At 55.0% G+C, this 16,780-nt stretch carries 18 protein-coding genes and 1 pseudogene; 16 read left to right on the forward strand and 3 right to left on the reverse strand.

Annotated features, from left to right (window positions below):
* Positions 1–98 precede the first annotated feature (98 nt).
* Both L3069_RS17305 and L3069_RS17310 read left to right on the forward strand, forming a co-directional pair.
* Positions 99–617 (forward strand): rhodanese family protein, encoded by a 519-nt coding sequence (locus L3069_RS17305; protein WP_038416569.1) that lies wholly within the window; start codon positions 99–101, stop codon positions 615–617.
* 82 nt (positions 618–699) lie between these two features.
* The gene (locus L3069_RS17310) at positions 700–879 is read left to right on the forward strand and encodes a hypothetical protein (RefSeq protein WP_006811690.1); all 180 of its coding nucleotides are present in this window, start codon (positions 700–702) and stop codon (positions 877–879) included.
* 37 nt (positions 880–916) lie between these two features.
* Here L3069_RS17310 and stpA read toward each other — a convergent pair whose 3' ends face one another.
* Positions 917–1,321 carry a DNA-binding protein StpA gene (gene stpA, locus L3069_RS17315; protein WP_022649126.1) on the reverse strand — a complete coding sequence of 135 codons (405 nt, stop codon included), beginning with the start codon at positions 1,319–1,321 and terminating at the stop codon, positions 917–919.
* A 497-nt stretch (positions 1,322–1,818) separates the two neighbouring features.
* Here stpA and alaE point away from each other — a divergent pair, with 497 nt between their 5' ends.
* Entirely contained in the window at positions 1,819–2,268 is a 450-nt protein-coding gene (gene alaE, locus L3069_RS17320) for an L-alanine exporter AlaE (RefSeq protein ID WP_038416570.1), read from the forward strand.
* Positions 2,269–2,300: 32 nt separating this feature from the next.
* Here alaE and L3069_RS17325 read toward each other — a convergent pair whose 3' ends face one another.
* Positions 2,301–2,645 carry a DUF2002 family protein gene (locus L3069_RS17325; RefSeq protein ID WP_006811693.1) on the reverse strand — a complete coding sequence of 115 codons (345 nt, stop codon included), beginning with the start codon at positions 2,643–2,645 and terminating at the stop codon, positions 2,301–2,303.
* A gap of 158 nt (positions 2,646–2,803) precedes the next feature.
* Between L3069_RS17325 and L3069_RS17330 the strand changes: the two genes are divergently transcribed.
* The 13 genes and pseudogenes from L3069_RS17330 to L3069_RS17390 form a co-directional block, all read left to right on the forward strand.
* Positions 2,804–3,130, forward strand: a complete 327-nt coding sequence (locus L3069_RS17330) for a DUF883 domain-containing protein (protein ID WP_017382769.1) — start codon at positions 2,804–2,806, stop codon at positions 3,128–3,130.
* A 243-nt stretch (positions 3,131–3,373) separates the two neighbouring features.
* Positions 3,374–3,613 (forward strand): glutaredoxin-like protein NrdH, encoded by a 240-nt coding sequence (gene nrdH, locus L3069_RS17335; protein ID WP_038416572.1) that lies wholly within the window; start codon positions 3,374–3,376, stop codon positions 3,611–3,613.
* Positions 3,610–4,020: a class Ib ribonucleoside-diphosphate reductase assembly flavoprotein NrdI gene (gene nrdI, locus L3069_RS17340; RefSeq protein ID WP_022649128.1), complete on the forward strand. Its 411-nt coding sequence runs from the start codon at positions 3,610–3,612 to the stop codon at positions 4,018–4,020. Before nrdH ends, nrdI begins: the two co-directional genes overlap by 4 nt.
* Positions 3,993–6,137: a class 1b ribonucleoside-diphosphate reductase subunit alpha gene (nrdE, locus tag L3069_RS17345; RefSeq protein ID WP_038416573.1), complete on the forward strand. Its 2,145-nt coding sequence runs from the start codon at positions 3,993–3,995 to the stop codon at positions 6,135–6,137. Before nrdI ends, nrdE begins: the two co-directional genes overlap by 28 nt.
* A 9-nt stretch (positions 6,138–6,146) precedes the next feature.
* The gene (nrdF, locus tag L3069_RS17350) at positions 6,147–7,106 is read left to right on the forward strand and encodes a class 1b ribonucleoside-diphosphate reductase subunit beta (protein ID WP_022649130.1); all 960 of its coding nucleotides are present in this window, start codon (positions 6,147–6,149) and stop codon (positions 7,104–7,106) included.
* A 333-nt stretch (positions 7,107–7,439) separates the two neighbouring features.
* Positions 7,440–8,642, forward strand: coding sequence for a glycine betaine/L-proline ABC transporter ATP-binding protein ProV (gene proV / locus L3069_RS17355; protein WP_022649131.1), 1,203 nt, complete (start codon positions 7,440–7,442; stop codon positions 8,640–8,642).
* On the forward strand, positions 8,635–9,699 hold the full coding sequence (gene proW / locus L3069_RS17360; protein WP_022649132.1) for a glycine betaine/L-proline ABC transporter permease ProW: 1,065 nt from the start codon (positions 8,635–8,637) through the stop codon (positions 9,697–9,699). The genes proV and proW overlap by 8 nt, the downstream gene beginning before the upstream one ends.
* Positions 9,700–9,708: 9 nt before the next feature.
* A complete protein-coding gene (proX, locus tag L3069_RS17365; RefSeq protein ID WP_017382774.1) occupies positions 9,709–10,704 on the forward strand; it encodes a glycine betaine/L-proline ABC transporter substrate-binding protein ProX in 996 nt (331 codons plus the stop codon).
* Between the two features lie 175 nt (positions 10,705–10,879).
* Positions 10,880–12,064: an MFS transporter gene (locus L3069_RS17370; protein WP_038416574.1), complete on the forward strand. Its 1,185-nt coding sequence runs from the start codon at positions 10,880–10,882 to the stop codon at positions 12,062–12,064.
* 314 nt (positions 12,065–12,378) lie between these two features.
* Entirely contained in the window at positions 12,379–12,909 is a 531-nt protein-coding gene (gene emrR, locus L3069_RS17375; RefSeq protein ID WP_017694792.1) for a multidrug efflux transporter EmrAB transcriptional repressor EmrR, read from the forward strand.
* A gap of 128 nt (positions 12,910–13,037) precedes the next feature.
* Positions 13,038–14,210 (forward strand): multidrug efflux MFS transporter periplasmic adaptor subunit EmrA, encoded by a 1,173-nt coding sequence (gene emrA / locus L3069_RS17380; protein WP_022649133.1) that lies wholly within the window; start codon positions 13,038–13,040, stop codon positions 14,208–14,210.
* 16 nt (positions 14,211–14,226) lie between these two features.
* The gene (gene emrB / locus L3069_RS17385) at positions 14,227–15,774 is read left to right on the forward strand and encodes a multidrug efflux MFS transporter permease subunit EmrB (RefSeq protein ID WP_022649134.1); all 1,548 of its coding nucleotides are present in this window, start codon (positions 14,227–14,229) and stop codon (positions 15,772–15,774) included.
* Positions 15,775–16,003: 229 nt separating this feature from the next.
* A pseudogene (locus L3069_RS17390) lies at positions 16,004–16,147 on the forward strand (hypothetical protein); the annotation flags it as partial.
* A gap of 61 nt (positions 16,148–16,208) precedes the next feature.
* Here the strand turns inward: L3069_RS17390 and luxS are convergent.
* Positions 16,209–16,724, reverse strand: coding sequence for an S-ribosylhomocysteine lyase (gene luxS, locus L3069_RS17395; protein WP_003862180.1), 516 nt, complete (start codon positions 16,722–16,724; stop codon positions 16,209–16,211).
* Positions 16,725–16,780 lie beyond the last annotated feature (56 nt).

A 16,780-nucleotide genomic window follows, 5' to 3' on the forward strand; every position in this document is an offset into this window, starting at 1 on the left:
TCGTCTCTCGCGCTTTTACCTGCCTTTACCCTCTTTACACTGGCTGAAACCCTGCCTTAAATGCTCTACTGTTCTGAAATTGACCGTAAGGAAACACAATGTCTCTTCCTCTTATTTCGCCGCAGCAGGCAAACGCGCTTATTGCTGAAGGCGCCAAACTTATCGATATTCGCGACCCCGACGAGTATGCCCGCGAGCATATTCCAGCGGCACACTCCATTCCGCTGGATTCGTTACCCGGCGGGCTTAACGCAGCGCCGGGAGAAACGGTGATTTTCCACTGTCAGTCTGGCGCAAGAACCGCAAACAATGATGCTCGTCTTGCCCGGGCAGCGTCCCCTGCGAACGCCTTTGTGGTTGAGGGAGGCATTCAGGGCTGGAAGCAGGCCGGGCTGCTGACCGTTGAAGATAAATCGCAGCCGCTTCCGCTGATGCGTCAGGTGCAGATCGCCGCCGGGCTGCTGATTCTCTGCGGCGTGGTGCTGGGTTACAGCGTCACCAGCGGCTTTTTCCTGCTAAGCGGTTTTGTGGGCGCCGGGCTGCTGTTCGCCGGAGTGACAGGTTTTTGCGGTATGGCGCGACTGCTGAAAGTGATGCCGTGGAACCGACGTACCTGATAAGGGGTATCTGAAAGATTAGGCTGTACCCCGCCCCGGACGTGGGCTATGGTGAAGATCGTGACAATGATGAGGAGGTGCTATGTTTTCTGTCGGTGATTATGTCCAACCGCGTCAGGGCGGTCCGAAACTGAAAGTGCTCGAAGTAAATGGTGAAAACATTGTGGCCGTACAGGCCAGCAATGAGCAGGGCGAGAAATATCACCTGAAAGCGGCGGACGTAGTTCTGTACTCCGAAGAAGGTGACTTTGGCGTCTGCTAAGTCAATAATCGGGCGGAATACACCGCCCGAATAATCATCAGATCAGGAAATCATCCAGCGATTTACCGTTTGCCAGTGCGTTCGCAATTGGCTTTGGCGTACGTCCCTGACCGGTCCACGTTTTCTCTTCACCGTTCGCGTCGATGAAACGATATTTCGCCGCACGCGCTTTACGTTTTTTAGCCGGCTGGCCCGCATGAGCCAGTTCTCCGCCTAACAGATCGCTCGGGGAAATACCGTCTGCCTTCATCAGTTCCAGCAGAGCATTAATTTTATCCTGCTGTTCAGCGCGCTGGCGCTCTAATTCAGCCTGCTCGCTGCGTTTTTCTTCTGTGACAATCCGAACTTTTTCCAGCACTTCTTCCAGAACATCCATGGATAATTCACGCGCCAGCGCCCGGAGGGTACGGATATTATTAAGATTCTGTAACGTTAAAGCCATAATAATGAGAAACCTTTCTTCGTGTGTATAACATAAATCAGGCAACAGAATAATTGATTTTTGTTCTGATATCTACCCACTCTGTCGTTTTGACATTATTGTAAATGTTTTAGAATATCCCGTTAATATAACCCCGAATTACCTGTCAGTTTTAATGCGTAATATTCCGTCCTGCACCTGGTCAAAAACCCCTGTTTAATACCGTTCAAAAAACCGCCCGGCATCCTCCGAATAACAAACGTTACACGCTTGCTCAGATAAGCTAATAGTTTGATTTCGTTTAATAAAACGGTGAATGGGAAAGAAAATAACGACTCGCACAAAAAACAGCCAACTTTAGAGAATTTTATGGACAAAGCGCCCATAAATAAAAATTAATCACTACTTGTTAGTTAAAAGCCAGAGGGATACGCTATACACTCAAAACAAACCAACCTAAAGCACTAAACGCCGCAGGTAAAAACGCCACTTTTTTGTCCTGTTCGAGGAGTTCAGACATGTTCTCACCGCAGTCTCGCCTGCGCCATGCGGTAGCGGATACGTTCGCGATGGTCGTTTACTGTTCCGTCGTAAACATGCTGATTGAAATTTTCCTGTCCGGAATGACCTTTGAGCAGTCCCTCTCATCGCGCCTGGTGGCCATTCCGGTGAATATCATGATTGCCTGGCCGTACGGAATGTATCGCGATGCGGTGATGCGTTTCGCCCGGCGTATTAGCCCGGCAGGTTGGGTAAAAAACCTGGCGGACGTGCTGGCTTACGTGACGTTCCAGTCCCCGGTGTATGTGGTTATTTTGCTGACGGTGGGCGCAAACTGGCATCAAATCGCCGCCGCGGTAAGTTCAAATATCGTGGTATCTATGCTGATGGGTGCGGTGTACGGTTACTTCCTTGACTACTGCCGCCGCCTGTTTAAAGTCAGCCCTTATAGCCAGGCAAAAGCGTAAGATAAGGCGACTGGCTCATGCCAGTCGCTGATTTATTGTACGTCGCCAAACAGCCCTTTCAGGAAACGCTCCAGCGCCATACGCGAGCTGAAACCGTGCGGAATACCATAATGTTCATGCGTCTCGCCGCCTAAATAGAGCGGAAATTGCTGATAATGATCGCAGGTTTTAATATCCGAGGCGGGCTCAGCAAATGACAGGCTTCTGTCTTTGAGTGTCGGGTGAATAATGAGAGCAGTACGCCCCATTCTTGCTTCACGGTTGACGTAAACATAATTCTCACCACGGCGATATCCGTACGCTTTTGATGTTACCTCATCCATGGTGAACCCTTCTTTTTCAAGAACGCGCGCCACCTCATCGGGTCGTAAATACATATCTTTTCCTCATTATCATACCTGCCGGGCAACCTTACAGTATTCAGCATTAGCAGGGCTTTCAGAATATTCCATAAACTGCCCGATAAGCCGTGACTCGCTTCAGATATTACATTTCTGGACTAAACTAAACAGGAACACAAATTATGGAGGATCGTATGTTTAACAGACCGAACCGAAACGATATTAACGACGACACCCAGGATATTCGTAACGATGTCAGCCAATTAGCGGACACGCTGGAAGCCGTATTGAAATCCTGGGGCTCTGACGCGAAGGACGAAGCAGATGCCGCGAAACGTAAGGCTCAGTCTCTGCTGCGTGAAACGCGAGCAAGGATGAATGGCCGCTCACGTACCACTCAGGCGGCCTGCGATATGGCCAGCTGCGCCACCACCTTCGTACGTGAAAAACCGCTGTGTACGCTGGGAACGGTCGCGGCAGTCGGGATTTTTGTCGGCGCCCTGCTTAGCCTGCGTAAGTAAGCACGCGTTTTCAGCCCCGGTAGCCTCAGGCGCCGGGGCTTTTCTTTGCCTGAAAGCCTGAAAAACCCGCGCAGTTCGCCCTGCCCCGCCAGGCTCATCATTGGGGCCTTATCAATCTGAATTTCCCATATCTTGTGTGGTTGAAAGTTATCTCAACTACATCTAGTATTCCCTTTAGCAAGACAGACACAACATGACGCGTTTACTCGCGCCGTTCTCTCATTCTAAATGGAAATACGAATCATGAGCATTATTATTTACACTCGTAACGATTGTGTTCAGTGCCACGCCACGAAACGGGCGATGGAGAGTCGCGGCGTGGCATTTGAGATGGTCAATATAGATCAGGTGCCTGACGCGGCAGACACCCTGCGGGCGCAGGGTTTCCGTCAGCTTCCGGTCGTGGTTGCCGGCGACACCAGCTGGTCTGGCTTTCGTCCGGACATGATCAACCGCCTTGCCGTTCAGGGCGTCAGTGCATGAGCAGGCTGGTCTACTTTTCCAGCAGCTCGGAAAACACGCTTCGGTTTATGGAGCGTCTCGGGCTGCCCGCGATTCGCATTCCGCTGAACGAGCGGGAGCGTATTCAGGTAGACGAACCCTACATTCTGGTAGTGCCCAGCTATGGCGGTGGCGGCACCGCGGGGGCTGTGCCTCGTCAGGTGATCCGCTTTCTGAACGATCCCCATAACCGGCAGCTGATTCGCGGCGTGATCGCGGCAGGCAATCGCAACTTCGGCGAGGCCTTTGCCCGCGCCGGGGATGTCATCTCTCAAAAATGCGGCGTGCCGTATCTCTATCGTTTTGAACTGATGGGGACACAGCAGGACGTAGAGAACGTGCGTAAAGGAGTGAACGAATTTTGGCAACGACAACCGCAGAGCGCGTGATTCAGGCGACGCCGGATTACCATGCATTAAACGCCATGCTAAACCTCTATGACCGGGAGGGGCGCATTCAGTTTGGCAAAGATCGTGAGGCGGTGGACGCCTTTTTTGCCGCTCATGTACGCCCGAACAGCGTCGTCTTTGGCAGCCAGCAGGAACGTCTCGACTGGCTGGTAAAAGAGGGTTATTACGAAGAGCGCGTCCTGACCCGCTACGACCGCGCCTTCGCGGTGGCATTGTTTGAACGGGCGCACGCCAGCGGTTTTCGCTTCCAGACGTTTCTCGGCGCGTGGAAGTATTACACCAGCTACACCCTGAAAACCTTCGACGGCAAACGCTATTTAGAAAGCTTTGAAGATCGGGTGGTGATGGTAGCCCTGACGCTGGCGCAGGGCGATGAAGCCCTGGCCGAAAGACTGACGGAGGAGATCCTCTCTGGCCGCTTCCAGCCCGCCACGCCAACGTTCCTTAACTGCGGCAAAGCCCAGCGCGGCGAGCTGGTCTCCTGCTTCCTGCTGCGTATTGAAGACAATATGGAGTCGATTGGCCGTGCGGTAAATTCGGCGCTACAGCTTTCGAAACGCGGCGGCGGCGTGGCATTTCTGCTTTCGAACCTGCGGGAAGCGGGCGCGCCGATCAAGCGCATCGAAAACCAGTCCTCCGGCGTCATCCCGGTGATGAAGATGCTGGAAGATGCTTTCTCATACGCTAACCAGCTTGGCGCACGTCAAGGCGCGGGCGCGGTTTATCTGCACGCGCATCATCCGGACATTCTGCGTTTTCTGGATACCAAACGTGAAAACGCCGACGAAAAGATCCGCATTAAAACCCTGTCGCTCGGCGTGGTGATCCCGGATATCACGTTTAAGCTGGCCAAAGAAAATGCCGACATGGCGCTTTTCTCGCCGTATGACGTCGAGCGTATCTACGACAAAGCCTTTGGCGATGTGGCCATCAGCGAACTGTATGACGAACTGGTGGCGGACGAGCGCATTCGTAAGAAATACATTAACGCCCGCGACTTTTTCCAGACGCTTGCCGAAATTCAGTTTGAGTCCGGGTACCCGTACATCATGTACGAGGATACGGTGAACCGCGCCAACCCGATTGCCGGGCGCATCAACATGAGCAATCTGTGCTCGGAGATTTTGCAGGTCAACAGCGCGTCCAGTTACGACGAGAACCTCGACTACGCGGATATCGGCAAAGATATCTCCTGCAATCTCGGTTCGCTGAATATTGCCCACACCATGGATTCCCCCGATTTTGGCCGCACGGTAGAGACCGCCATTCGCGGGCTGACGGCGGTATCGGACATGAGCCACATCCGCAGCGTACCGTCCATTGAGGCGGGCAACGCCGCGTCGCATGCCATCGGCCTTGGGCAGATGAACCTGCACGGCTATCTGGCGCGGGAGGGTATCGCCTACGGCAGCCCGGAAGGGCTGGATTTCACCAACCTTTATTTCTATACCATCACCTGGCATGCGCTGCATACCTCGATGCTGCTGGCGCGCGAACGCAACCAGCGGTTCGCAGGCTTTGAGCAGTCCCGCTACGCCAGCGGAGAGTATTTCAGCCAGTATCTGGAAGGCGACTGGCAGCCGAAAACCGAAAAAGTACGCGCGCTTTTCGACCGCGCCGGCATTACCCTGCCGACGCGTGAGATGTGGCAACAGCTGCGTGAGGATGTGATGCACTACGGCATCTATAACCAGAACCTTCAGGCGGTTCCGCCAACCGGCTCCATTTCCTATATAAATCATGCCACGTCGAGCATCCATCCGATCGTGTCGAAGATTGAAATCCGCAAGGAAGGCAAAACCGGACGCGTCTACTACCCTGCCCCGTTTATGACTAACGAGAATCTGGCTCTGTACCAGGACGCCTATGAGATCGGCCCGGAAAAGATCATTGATACCTACGCCGAGGCGACCAGACATGTGGACCAGGGGCTGTCGCTGACGCTCTTCTTCCCGGACACCGCCACCACGCGGGATATCAATAAAGCGCAGATCTACGCCTGGAAGAGAGGCATCAAAACGCTGTACTACATTCGCCTGCGCCAGCTCGCGCTGGAAGGTACCGAAATTGAAGGCTGCGTGTCCTGCGCGCTGTAAGGAGAAAGGATGAAACTGTCACGCGTAAGTGCCGTTAACTGGAACAAAATTCAGGATGATAAAGACCTGGAGGTCTGGAACCGCCTGACCAGCAACTTCTGGCTGCCGGAAAAGGTGCCGCTCTCCAACGATATTCCGGCCTGGCAAACCCTGAGCCATGCCGAGCAGCAGCTGACAATCCGCGTCTTTACCGGCCTGACGCTGCTGGACACCATTCAGAATACCGTGGGTGCGCCTGCGCTGATGAGTGATGCGCTGACCCCGCACGAAGAGGCGGTAATGTCGAATATCAGCTTTATGGAGGCGGTCCATGCCCGCTCTTACAGCTCGATTTTCTCCACCCTGTGCCAGACCAGAGACGTGGACGCGGCCTACGCCTGGAGCGAAGAGAGCGCGTCATTGCAGCGCAAGGCAGATCTGGTGCTGGAATATTACCGGGCCGACGAGCCGCTGAAGAAGAAGATCGCCAGCGTGTTCCTGGAATCTTTTCTCTTCTATTCCGGCTTCTGGCTGCCCATGTACTGGTCGAGCCGGGGCAAGCTCACTAATACCGCCGATTTGATTCGCCTCATCATCCGCGATGAAGCGGTACACGGGTATTACATCGGCTATAAGTACCAGAAAGGACTGGAGAAAGTCACCCCGGAAAAACGCGAGGAACTCAAAGGTTTTGCCCTCGATTTACTGATGGATCTGTATGACAACGAGCTGAGCTATACCGAGGAGCTGTACGCCGGAACGGGCTGGGAAGAGGACGTAAAAGCCTTCCTCTGCTACAACGCCAACAAGGCGCTGATGAACCTGGGCTACGAAGCGTTATTCCCACCGGAAATGGCGGAAGTGAACCCGGCGATCCTCGCGGCGCTGTCGCCCAACGCCGATGAAAACCACGACTTCTTTTCCGGGTCCGGCTCGTCGTACGTGATGGGTAAAGCGGTGGAGACGCAAGACGAGGACTGGGATTTTTAATGAATGAATTAACGTTCATTAATTAACTCTACATTTCATTATTTTCAGCCGAATATTCCACTACGTACTACACTGTAATTTCTCCTTCATATTCGCCTGAATCACACCGATTCAGGCGAAATTCTCCCATGCAGTAGCAAAAAATTGAGAAAAATTCAAAGCGCCCTCAGCCCTTTATTCATGGGAAATTCAGCCGTTTCGCTTGCGGTAAAATTCCGACCTCAGGCAGGTCCAGGGTTGTCTCAGATTCTGAGTATGTTAGGGTAATGCCAGTTAACTATTTACCATGGTAATCATATCGACATAAACAAATAACAGGACACTCTCTATTGCATGGCAATTAAATTAGAAGTGAAAAATCTTTATAAAGTATTTGGCGAGCACCCACAGCGTGCTTTCAAATATATTGAGAAAGGCCTTTCGAAAGAGCAAATTCTGGAAAAAACCGGGCTATCGCTTGGCGTTAAAGACGCCAGTCTGGCCATTGAAGAAGGCGAGATTTTTGTCATCATGGGATTATCCGGTTCGGGTAAATCCACTATGGTTCGCCTTCTCAATCGCCTGATTGAACCCACCCGCGGACAGGTGCTGATTGACGGCGTTGATATCGCCAGAATATCAGACGCGGAACTCCGCGAGGTGCGCAGAAAGAAAATTGCGATGGTGTTTCAGTCATTTGCACTGATGCCGCACATGACGGTACTCGATAATACCGCCTTTGGCATGGAGTTAGCCGGCACGCCCGCTCAGGAACGTCAGGAAAAAGCCCTTGATGCACTGCGTCAGGTCGGGCTGGAAAATTATGCTCATGCGTATCCGGATGAGCTCTCCGGCGGTATGCGTCAGCGCGTAGGATTAGCGCGCGCATTAGCGATTAATCCGGATATTTTATTAATGGACGAAGCCTTCTCGGCGCTCGATCCCTTAATTCGCACCGAGATGCAGGATGAGTTGGTAAAATTACAGGCCAAACATCAGCGCACCATTGTTTTTATTTCTCACGATCTGGATGAAGCCATGCGTATTGGCGACCGTATCGCCATTATGCAAAATGGTGAAGTGGTGCAGGTCGGCACACCGGATGAAATTCTCAATAATCCGGCGAATGATTATGTGCGCACCTTCTTCCGCGGCGTGGATATTAGCCACGTATTCAGTGCGAAAGATATTGCCCGTCGAACACCAAACGGCATTATTCGAAAAACGCCAGGTTTTGGTCCGCGCTCCGCGCTGAAGCTGTTGCAGGACGAAGACCGTGAATACGGTTATCTGGTTGAACGCGGCAATAAATTTGTCGGCGTTGTCTCCATCGACTCCCTGAAAACCGCCCTGAGCGAAAACCAGGGAATCGATGCGGCGTTGATTGACGCTCCGCTTGCCGTGGACGCCGAAACGCCGCTCAGCGAGTTGCTCTCTCACGTGGGTCAGGCGCCGTGCGCCGTGCCGGTTGTCGGTGAAGAACAACAGTACGTTGGCATCATCTCAAAACGGATGCTGCTACAGGCTTTAGATCGCGAGGGGACAAACAATGGCTGATCAATCAAACCCATGGGGCACCACTGAAGCAGCGGACAGCGCGGCGCAATCTGCCGATGCGTGGGGGTCGACGCCTGCGCCTGCCGATGGCGGCGGCGCGGCAGACTGGCTCAACAGCGCACCGGCGCCTGCCCCAGAGCATTTCAATATTATGGATCCGTTCCACAAGACGCTGATCCCGCTGGATAGCTGGGTAACGGAGGGGATCGACTGGGTCGTTACCCACTTCCGTCCGGTGTTCCAGGGGATCCGTATCCCGGTGGATTACATCCTGAACGGCTTCCAGCAGCTAATGCTGGGCATGCCCGCGCCGGTGGCGATTATCCTGTTCTCGCTGATCGCATGGCAGTTCGGCAGCGCGGGTATGGGGATCGCCACGCTGATCTCCCTGATTGCCATCGGCGCGATTGGCGCGTGGTCTCAGGCGATGATCACCCTGGCGCTGGTGCTGACCGCCCTGCTGTTCTGCGTGGCGATCGGCCTGCCGATGGGGATCTGGCTGGCGCGCAGCCCACGGGCCGCAAAAATTATCCGCCCGCTGCTGGATGCGATGCAGACCACGCCAGCGTTCGTTTACCTGGTGCCTATCGTGATGCTGTTCGGCATCGGTAACGTACCGGGGGTGGTCGTGACCATTATCTTTGCCCTGCCGCCGATTATTCGCCTGACCATTCTGGGCATTAACCAGGTGCCTGCGGATCTGATAGAGGCATCACGCTCGTTTGGCGCCAGCCCGCGTCAGATGCTGTTTAAGGTTCAGCTTCCGCTGGCGATGCCGACCATTATGGCAGGTGTTAACCAGACGCTGATGCTGGCGCTGTCGATGGTGGTGATCGCCTCAATGATTGCCGTTGGCGGGTTAGGTCAGATGGTACTGCGCGGCATTGGCCGTCTCGATATGGGGCTGGCGACCGTCGGCGGCGTCGGGATTGTGATCCTCGCCATCATTCTTGACCGCCTGACCCAGGCTGTCGGTCGTGATTCACGCAGTCGCGGCAACCGTCGCTGGTATACCACCGGCCCTGTCGGGTTACTCACCCGCCCATTCACAAAATAAGGAACAACGATGCGACATAACGTACTTTTTGCCACAGCGTTTGCGACCCTTGTCTCCACCAGCGCAGTTGCCGCTGACCTGCCGGGCAAAGGCATTACCGTGCAGCCGGTGCAGAGCACCATTTCGGAAGAGTCCTTCCAGACCCAGATTGTCAGCCGTGCGCTGGAGAAACTGGGCTATACGGTGAATACCGCCAGTGAAGTGGATTACAACGTGGGCTATACCTCTATTGCCTCCGGCGATGCCACCTTTACCGCCGTGAACTGGCAGCCGCTGCACGACGATATGTATGCCGCCGCAGGCGGTGACAAGAAATTCTACCGCGAAGGCACCTTTGTGACCGGCGCTGCGCAGGGATATTTGATCGACAAGAAAACCGCCGATAAGTATCACATCACCAATATTGAACAGCTGAAAGATCCGAAGATCGCCAAACTCTTTGATACCAACGGTGACGGCAAAGCCGACATGATGGGCTGCTCGCCGGGCTGGGGCTGTGAAGCGGTGATTAACCACCAGAACAAAGCCTTCGATCTGGCGAAGACCGTCGACGTGAGCCACGGCAATTACTCTGCGATGATGGCCGATACCATCGCCCGCTTTAAAGAAGGCAAGCCGGTGATCTACTACACCTGGACGCCGTACTGGGTGAGCGACGTGCTGAAGCCGGGCAAAGACGTGGTGTGGTTGCAGGTGCCCTTCTCCTCCCTGCCGGGCGAGCAGAAAGATATCGACACCAAACTGCCAAACGGCATGAACTATGGCTTCCCGGTGAATACCATGCATATCGTGGCGAACAAAGCCTGGGCCGAGAAAAACCCGGCGGCGGCGAAGCTATTCTCGGTGATGAAACTGCCGCTGGCAGACATTAACGCCCAGAACGCGATGATGCACGCGGGTAAATCATCCGAAGCAGATATCAAAGGCCACGTGGATGGCTGGATCAAAGCCCACCAGCAGCAGTTCGATGGCTGGGTGAAAGAGGCGCTTGAGGCGCAGAAGTAAAAATACTACCCCTCACCCTGCCCTCTCCCCTTTGGGGAGAGGGGTAGGGTGAGGGGATCAAACCGCACCCAACCTAAACCGCACAATCCACCACGTAACAATCCCCCAACATTCACAATCATTGGTTATTATGTTTCCGGAAAAATAATCACTTAACTTACGATTCCTGAAACAAATGACAAAAACAACTCAAGGGCTTAGCTCCGCACTCATCCTTTTAATGTCCGTGGCAACGGGACTGGCCGTCGCCAGCAACTATTACGCGCAACCTCTGCTTGATACTATCGCGCGTGCTTTCGATCTTTCAGCCAGCTCCGCCGGCTTTATCGTCACCGCTGCGCAGCTCGGCTATGCGGCCGGGCTGCTGTTCCTGGTGCCATTAGGCGATATGTTTGAGCGCCGGATGCTTATCGTCTCCATGACGCTGCTGGCCGCAGGCGGGATGTTGATCACCGCCAGCAGCCAGTCGTTAACGATGATGATTATCGGTACCGCGCTGACGGGGCTGTTCTCGGTGGTGGCACAAATTCTGGTTCCCCTCGCGGCGACGCTGGCTTCCCCGGAAAAACGCGGCAAAGTGGTTGGCACTATTATGAGCGGCCTGCTGCTGGGCATCCTGCTGGCGCGAACCGTTGCCGGGCTGCTGGCGAGCCTCGGCGGCTGGCGCACCGTTTACTGGGTGGCAAGCGTGCTGATGGTTATCATGGCGCTGGCCCTGTGGCGCGGCCTGCCAAAGGTGAAGCAGGAGAATCACCTGAACTATCCGCAGCTCCTCGCCTCCGTTTTCAGCCTCTTCACCCGGGATAAACTCCTGCGCACACGCGCCGTTCTGGGGTGTCTCACCTTCGCCAACTTCAGCATCTTATGGACGTCGATGGCGTTTCTGCTCGCCGCGCCGCCGTTTAACTACTCAGAAGGCGTGATTGGCCTGTTCGGGCTGGCAGGCGCGGCTGGCGCACTGGGCGCGCGCCCGGCGGGTGGCCTGGCCGACAAAGGTAAATCTCATATGACCACCTCCGCAGGGCTGGTTTTACTCCTGCTCTCATGGGCGGCTATCTGGTACGGACACGTCTCAGTGCTGGCGCTAATTGTCGGTATTCTGGTACTCGACCTCACCGTGCAGGGCGTACATATCACCAACCAGACCGTGATTTACCGCGTGAAACCAGACGCCCGTAACCGTCTGACGGCCGGGTACATGACCAGCTACTTTATCGGCGGCGCGGCGGGCTCGCTAATCTCAGCCTCCGCCTGGCAGCATGCGGGCTGGACGGGCGTGTGCGCAATCGGCGCCGTCGTGGCGGCGATAAATCTGCTGGTATGGTGGCGCGGCTATCACCGCCAGGAAGCAATTCACTAAGTTTTACATTGCTTTGGGCCCCCTGGGGTGTAAAGGGGGCCTGCATCTGTTAAGGTAACGGTAATCATTTATCCCAGAAATTTTACTGTGGGTGACATATTTACTACCGGCATGAATAGTTCAGACCCCAGTCCTCACATCCCCTCTTTCGCGGGTACAAACCCCACACTTTCTGTGCTCACTGGGTCACGGATTTACCCGGCGCTTTCTGATGGTGACATACGTTTGGCGGATATAACCGCACAAATAATTCATTTACATTATTTGTCACTATCGTTACTATATCGGCTGTAATTAATGAGGTTATGCCCAAAATGGATAGTTCGTTTACGCCCATTGAACAAATGCTTAAGTTCCGCGCCAGTCGTCATGAGGACTTCCCGTATCAGGAGATCCTGCTGACCCGCCTGTGCATGCACATGCAGGGTAAGCTGCTGGAAAATCGTAACAAGATGCTGAAAGCGCAAGGGATTAACGAGACGTTGTTTATGGCGTTGATTACGCTTGAGTCTCAGGAAAACCACAGCATTCAGCCGTCTGAACTGAGCTGCGCGCTGGGTTCATCCCGTACCAATGCAACCCGTATTGCTGATGAGCTGGAGAAGCGCGGCTGGATCGAGCGCCGTGAGAGCGATAACGATCGCCGCTGCCTGCATCTGCAACTGACCGAGAAAGGTCACGAATTCCTGCGCGAAGTGCTGCCACCGCAGCATAACTGTCTGCACCAGCTTTGGTCTGCCCTCAGCACCGCCGAGCGCGACCAGCTTGAGCATATTACTCGCAAGCTGCTCACCCGTCTGGACCAGATGGATGAAGATGGCGTCATTCTTGAGGCGCTGCGCTAACGCGACGATCCGCTCAACATTCCAGATTGCAAAAGAAAAACTGACAGGCCAGCACGTGAAACTGCTGGCCTTTCTGACAACAGGTCGGCTCAGCCGATGTGAAAATAAAAAGATCGTGGAGAACAACAATGAGCGCAAATGCGGAGAACACCCCCCCGCAGCAACCGGTCAACAAGAAGGGCAAACGTAAGAGCGCCCTTATTCTGCTGACCTTGCTCTTTATTATTATTGCCGTGGCATATGGGATCTATTGGTTTTTAGTCTTGCGTCATGTTGAAGAGACAGACGATGCATACGTGGCAGGGAATCAGGTTCAAATCATGGCGCAGGTGTCAGGCAGCGTGACGAAAGTCTGGGCTGACAACACCGACTTTGTGAAAAAAGGGGATGTGCTGGTCACGCTTGACCCGACCGACGCCCAACAGGCGTTTGAAAAAGCACAGACGGCGCTGGCCTCCAGCGTTCGCCAGACCCGCCAGCTGATGATCAACAGCAAACAGCTTCAGGCCAATATCGACGTGCAGAAAACGGCCCTGGCCCAGGCGCAGAGCGACCTCAAGCGTCGTGTTCCTCTCGGCACCGCCAACCTGATTGGCCGTGAAGAGTTGCAGCACGCACGCGATGCGGTGGCAAGCGCACAGGCGCAGCTGGACGTGGCGATCCAACAGTACAACGCCAACCAGGCGATGGTGCTGGGCACCTCTCTGGAAAACCAGCCAGCGGTGAAACAGGCGGCGACCGAAGTGCGTAACGCATGGCTTGCCCTGCAACGTACCAAAATCGTCAGCCCGATGACCGGTTACGTTTCCCGTCGTTCCGTGCAGCCGGGTGCGCAAATTAGCACCACCACGCCGCTGATGGCGGTCGTTCCGGCGAACAACCTATGGGTGGACGCGAACTTCAAAGAGACCCAGCTGGCGCATATGCGTATCGGCCAGACCGCAACCGTGGTCAGCGATATCTACGGTGATGACGTGAAGTACACCGGTAAAGTGGTCGGTCTGGACATGGGGACCGGCAGCGCGTTCAGCCTGCTGCCTGCACAGAACGCCACCGGCAACTGGATCAAAGTGGTACAGCGCTTGCCTGTACGTATCGAGCTGGATCCTAAGCAGCTGGCAGACCATCCGCTGCGAATTGGCCTTTCCACGCTGGTGACGGTCGATACCGCCAACCGCGACGGTCAGATCCTCGCAAGCCAGGTGCGCAGCACGCCAGCTTATGAAAGTAACGCCCGTGAAATTAGCCTCGATCCGGTCAATAAGCTGATCGATGACATCGTGAAGGCAAACGCCGGTTAAGCCGAAGGTGAGCGTTATGCAACAGCAAAAGCCGCAAAAACCGCTTGAGGGGGCGCAGCTGGTCATTATGACCATTGCGCTGTCGCTGGCGACATTCATGCAGGTGCTGGACTCCACCATCGCAAACGTGGCGATCCCTACGATCGCCGGGAACCTTGGCTCATCGCTGAGCCAGGGGACCTGGGTCATTACCTCATTCGGGGTGGCGAACGCCATCTCTATTCCCATCACCGGCTGGCTGGCGAAGCGCGTCGGTGAAGTGAAGCTGTTCCTCTGGTCGACGATCCTGTTCGTGCTGGCCTCCTGGGCCTGCGGCATGTCCAGCAGCCTGACGATGCTGATTTTCTTCCGCGTCATCCAGGGGATTGTCGCCGGGCCGTTGATTCCGCTGTCGCAGAGTTTACTGCTGAACAACTATCCGCCCGCCAAGCGCTCCATCGCGCTCGCGCTGTGGTCGATGACGGTGATTGTCGCCCCAATTTGCGGGCCAATCCTCGGCGGCTATATCAGCGATAACTATCACTGGGGCTGGATCTTCTTCATCAACGTACCCATCGGTGCGCTGGTGGTGCTGATGACGCTACAGTCTCTGCGTGGTCGCGAAACGCGGACCGAACAGCGGCGGATCGACGGCATCGGGCTGGCACTGCTGGTTGTCGGCATCGGTAGCCTGCAAATCATGCTCGACCGCGGCAAAGAGCTGGACTGGTTCGCCTCTACGGAAATCATCGTGCTGACGGTGGTCGCCGTGGTTGCCATTAGCTTCCTGATTGTCTGGGAGCTGACGGACGAAAATCCGATAGTCGACCTCTCGCTGTTTAAATCGCGAAACTTCACCATCGGCTGCCTCTGTATCAGCCTCGCCTATATGCTCTACTTCGGCGCGATTGTTCTGCTGCCGCAGCTGTTGCAGGAGGTGTACGGCTATACCGCAACCTGGGCGGGGCTGGCCTCCGCGCCGGTGGGGTTAATTCCGGTTCTGCTGTCGCCAATTATTGGCCGTTTCGCCCATAAGCTCGACATGCGCAGGCTGGTGACGTTCAGCTTCATCATGTACGCCGTTTGCTTCTACTGGCGCGCGTATACGTTTGAACCGGGAATGGACTTTGGCGCCTCCGCGTGGCCGCAGTTTATTCAGGGCTTTGCTGTGGCGTGCTTCTTTATGCCACTGACCACCATTACGCTTTCCGGCTTGCCGCCTGAGCGGATGGCGGCGGCATCGAGCCTGTCGAACTTCACTCGTACGCTGGCGGGCTCCATCGGGACATCGATCACCACCACGCTGTGGACCAACCGGGAAGCGATGCACCATGCCCAGCTGACCGAAGCGGTGAACCCGTTCAACCCTAACGCTCAGCAGATGTATAGCCAGCTTGAGGGGATGGGGATGACGGAGCAGCAGGCGTCCGGCTGGCTTGCCCAGCAGATCACCAACCAGGGGCTGATTATCTCGGCAAACGAGATTTTCTGGATATCGGCGGGGATCTTCATCGTCCTGCTGGGGCTGGTGTGGTTTGCCAAACCACCGTTTGGTGCCGGTAGCGGGGGTGGTGGAGCGCACTAGCCCTGTGCACGGTTTGCCCGGTGGCGCTACGCTTACCGGGCCTACGAACGTAGGCCGGATAAGGCGTAGCCGCCATCCGGCAAAACACCGCACCGTGTCCAAAACGCGACAGCGATTGTCAGTTCCGATAAAGCAGCGCGCCTGAAATTGATTCACGAGAGTGAAAAGACAACAGGAGCGTACCATGCTGAACACACCCGCGCCACGCGCTGGCTCTCGACAGACTTACGTCGAAGTGAGCACGCCGAACGTCTATTTCGACCAGATCGAGTATTTCTGCCACTACTTCAGCCGCCGCAGCGACGTCTGTATCAGCGTGCATCCGCAAAACGATCGCGATACCGGCGTCGCCAGCGCGGAGCTGGCCGTGGTTGTCGTCATCAGTATTGTAGGCCCGGTCAGCGAAGCGCCACCGGGCATCCACAGGCACAATACTAAATGTGCAGTTCCTGAAGTTTTTCTTTTGGCAGGGCCAGCTCGTCGTTGCTGTTTACACGAACATCACGTTCGATGATATGGCGGGCAATCTCCTGAGCTTCTTCCAGAGAGTGCATTTGGTAAGTGCCACACTGGTAAACGTTCAGCTCTGGGATCTGGTTCTGCTCTTTCACCTTCAGCACGTCTTCCATGGCCGCTTTCCACGCATCCGCGACGCGTTTCTCTTCAGGCTGACCAATCAGGCTCATGTAGAAACCGGTGCGGCAGCCCATCGGAGAGATATCGATGATCTCCACGCCGTTGCCGTTCAGGTGGTCGCGCATGAATCCGGCGAAAAGGTGTTCCAGCGTGTGAATGCCTTTCTCTGGCATCACTTCTTTATTCGGCACGCAGAAGCGCAGGTCGAAAACGGTGATCGTGTCGCCGTGCGGCGTGTTCATGGTCTTCGCCACGCGGACTGCTGGTGCTTCCATACGGGTATGGTCGACAGTAAAGCTATCTAATAACGGCATACGTCACCTCCGATAGTGATTTTTTTTAAAATAAACTGAACTCTTCTACAGAATGC

The organism is Enterobacter cloacae complex sp. ECL411 (genome assembly GCF_021869665.1).
Lineage (GTDB): Bacteria > Pseudomonadota > Gammaproteobacteria > Enterobacterales > Enterobacteriaceae > Enterobacter > Enterobacter intestinihominis.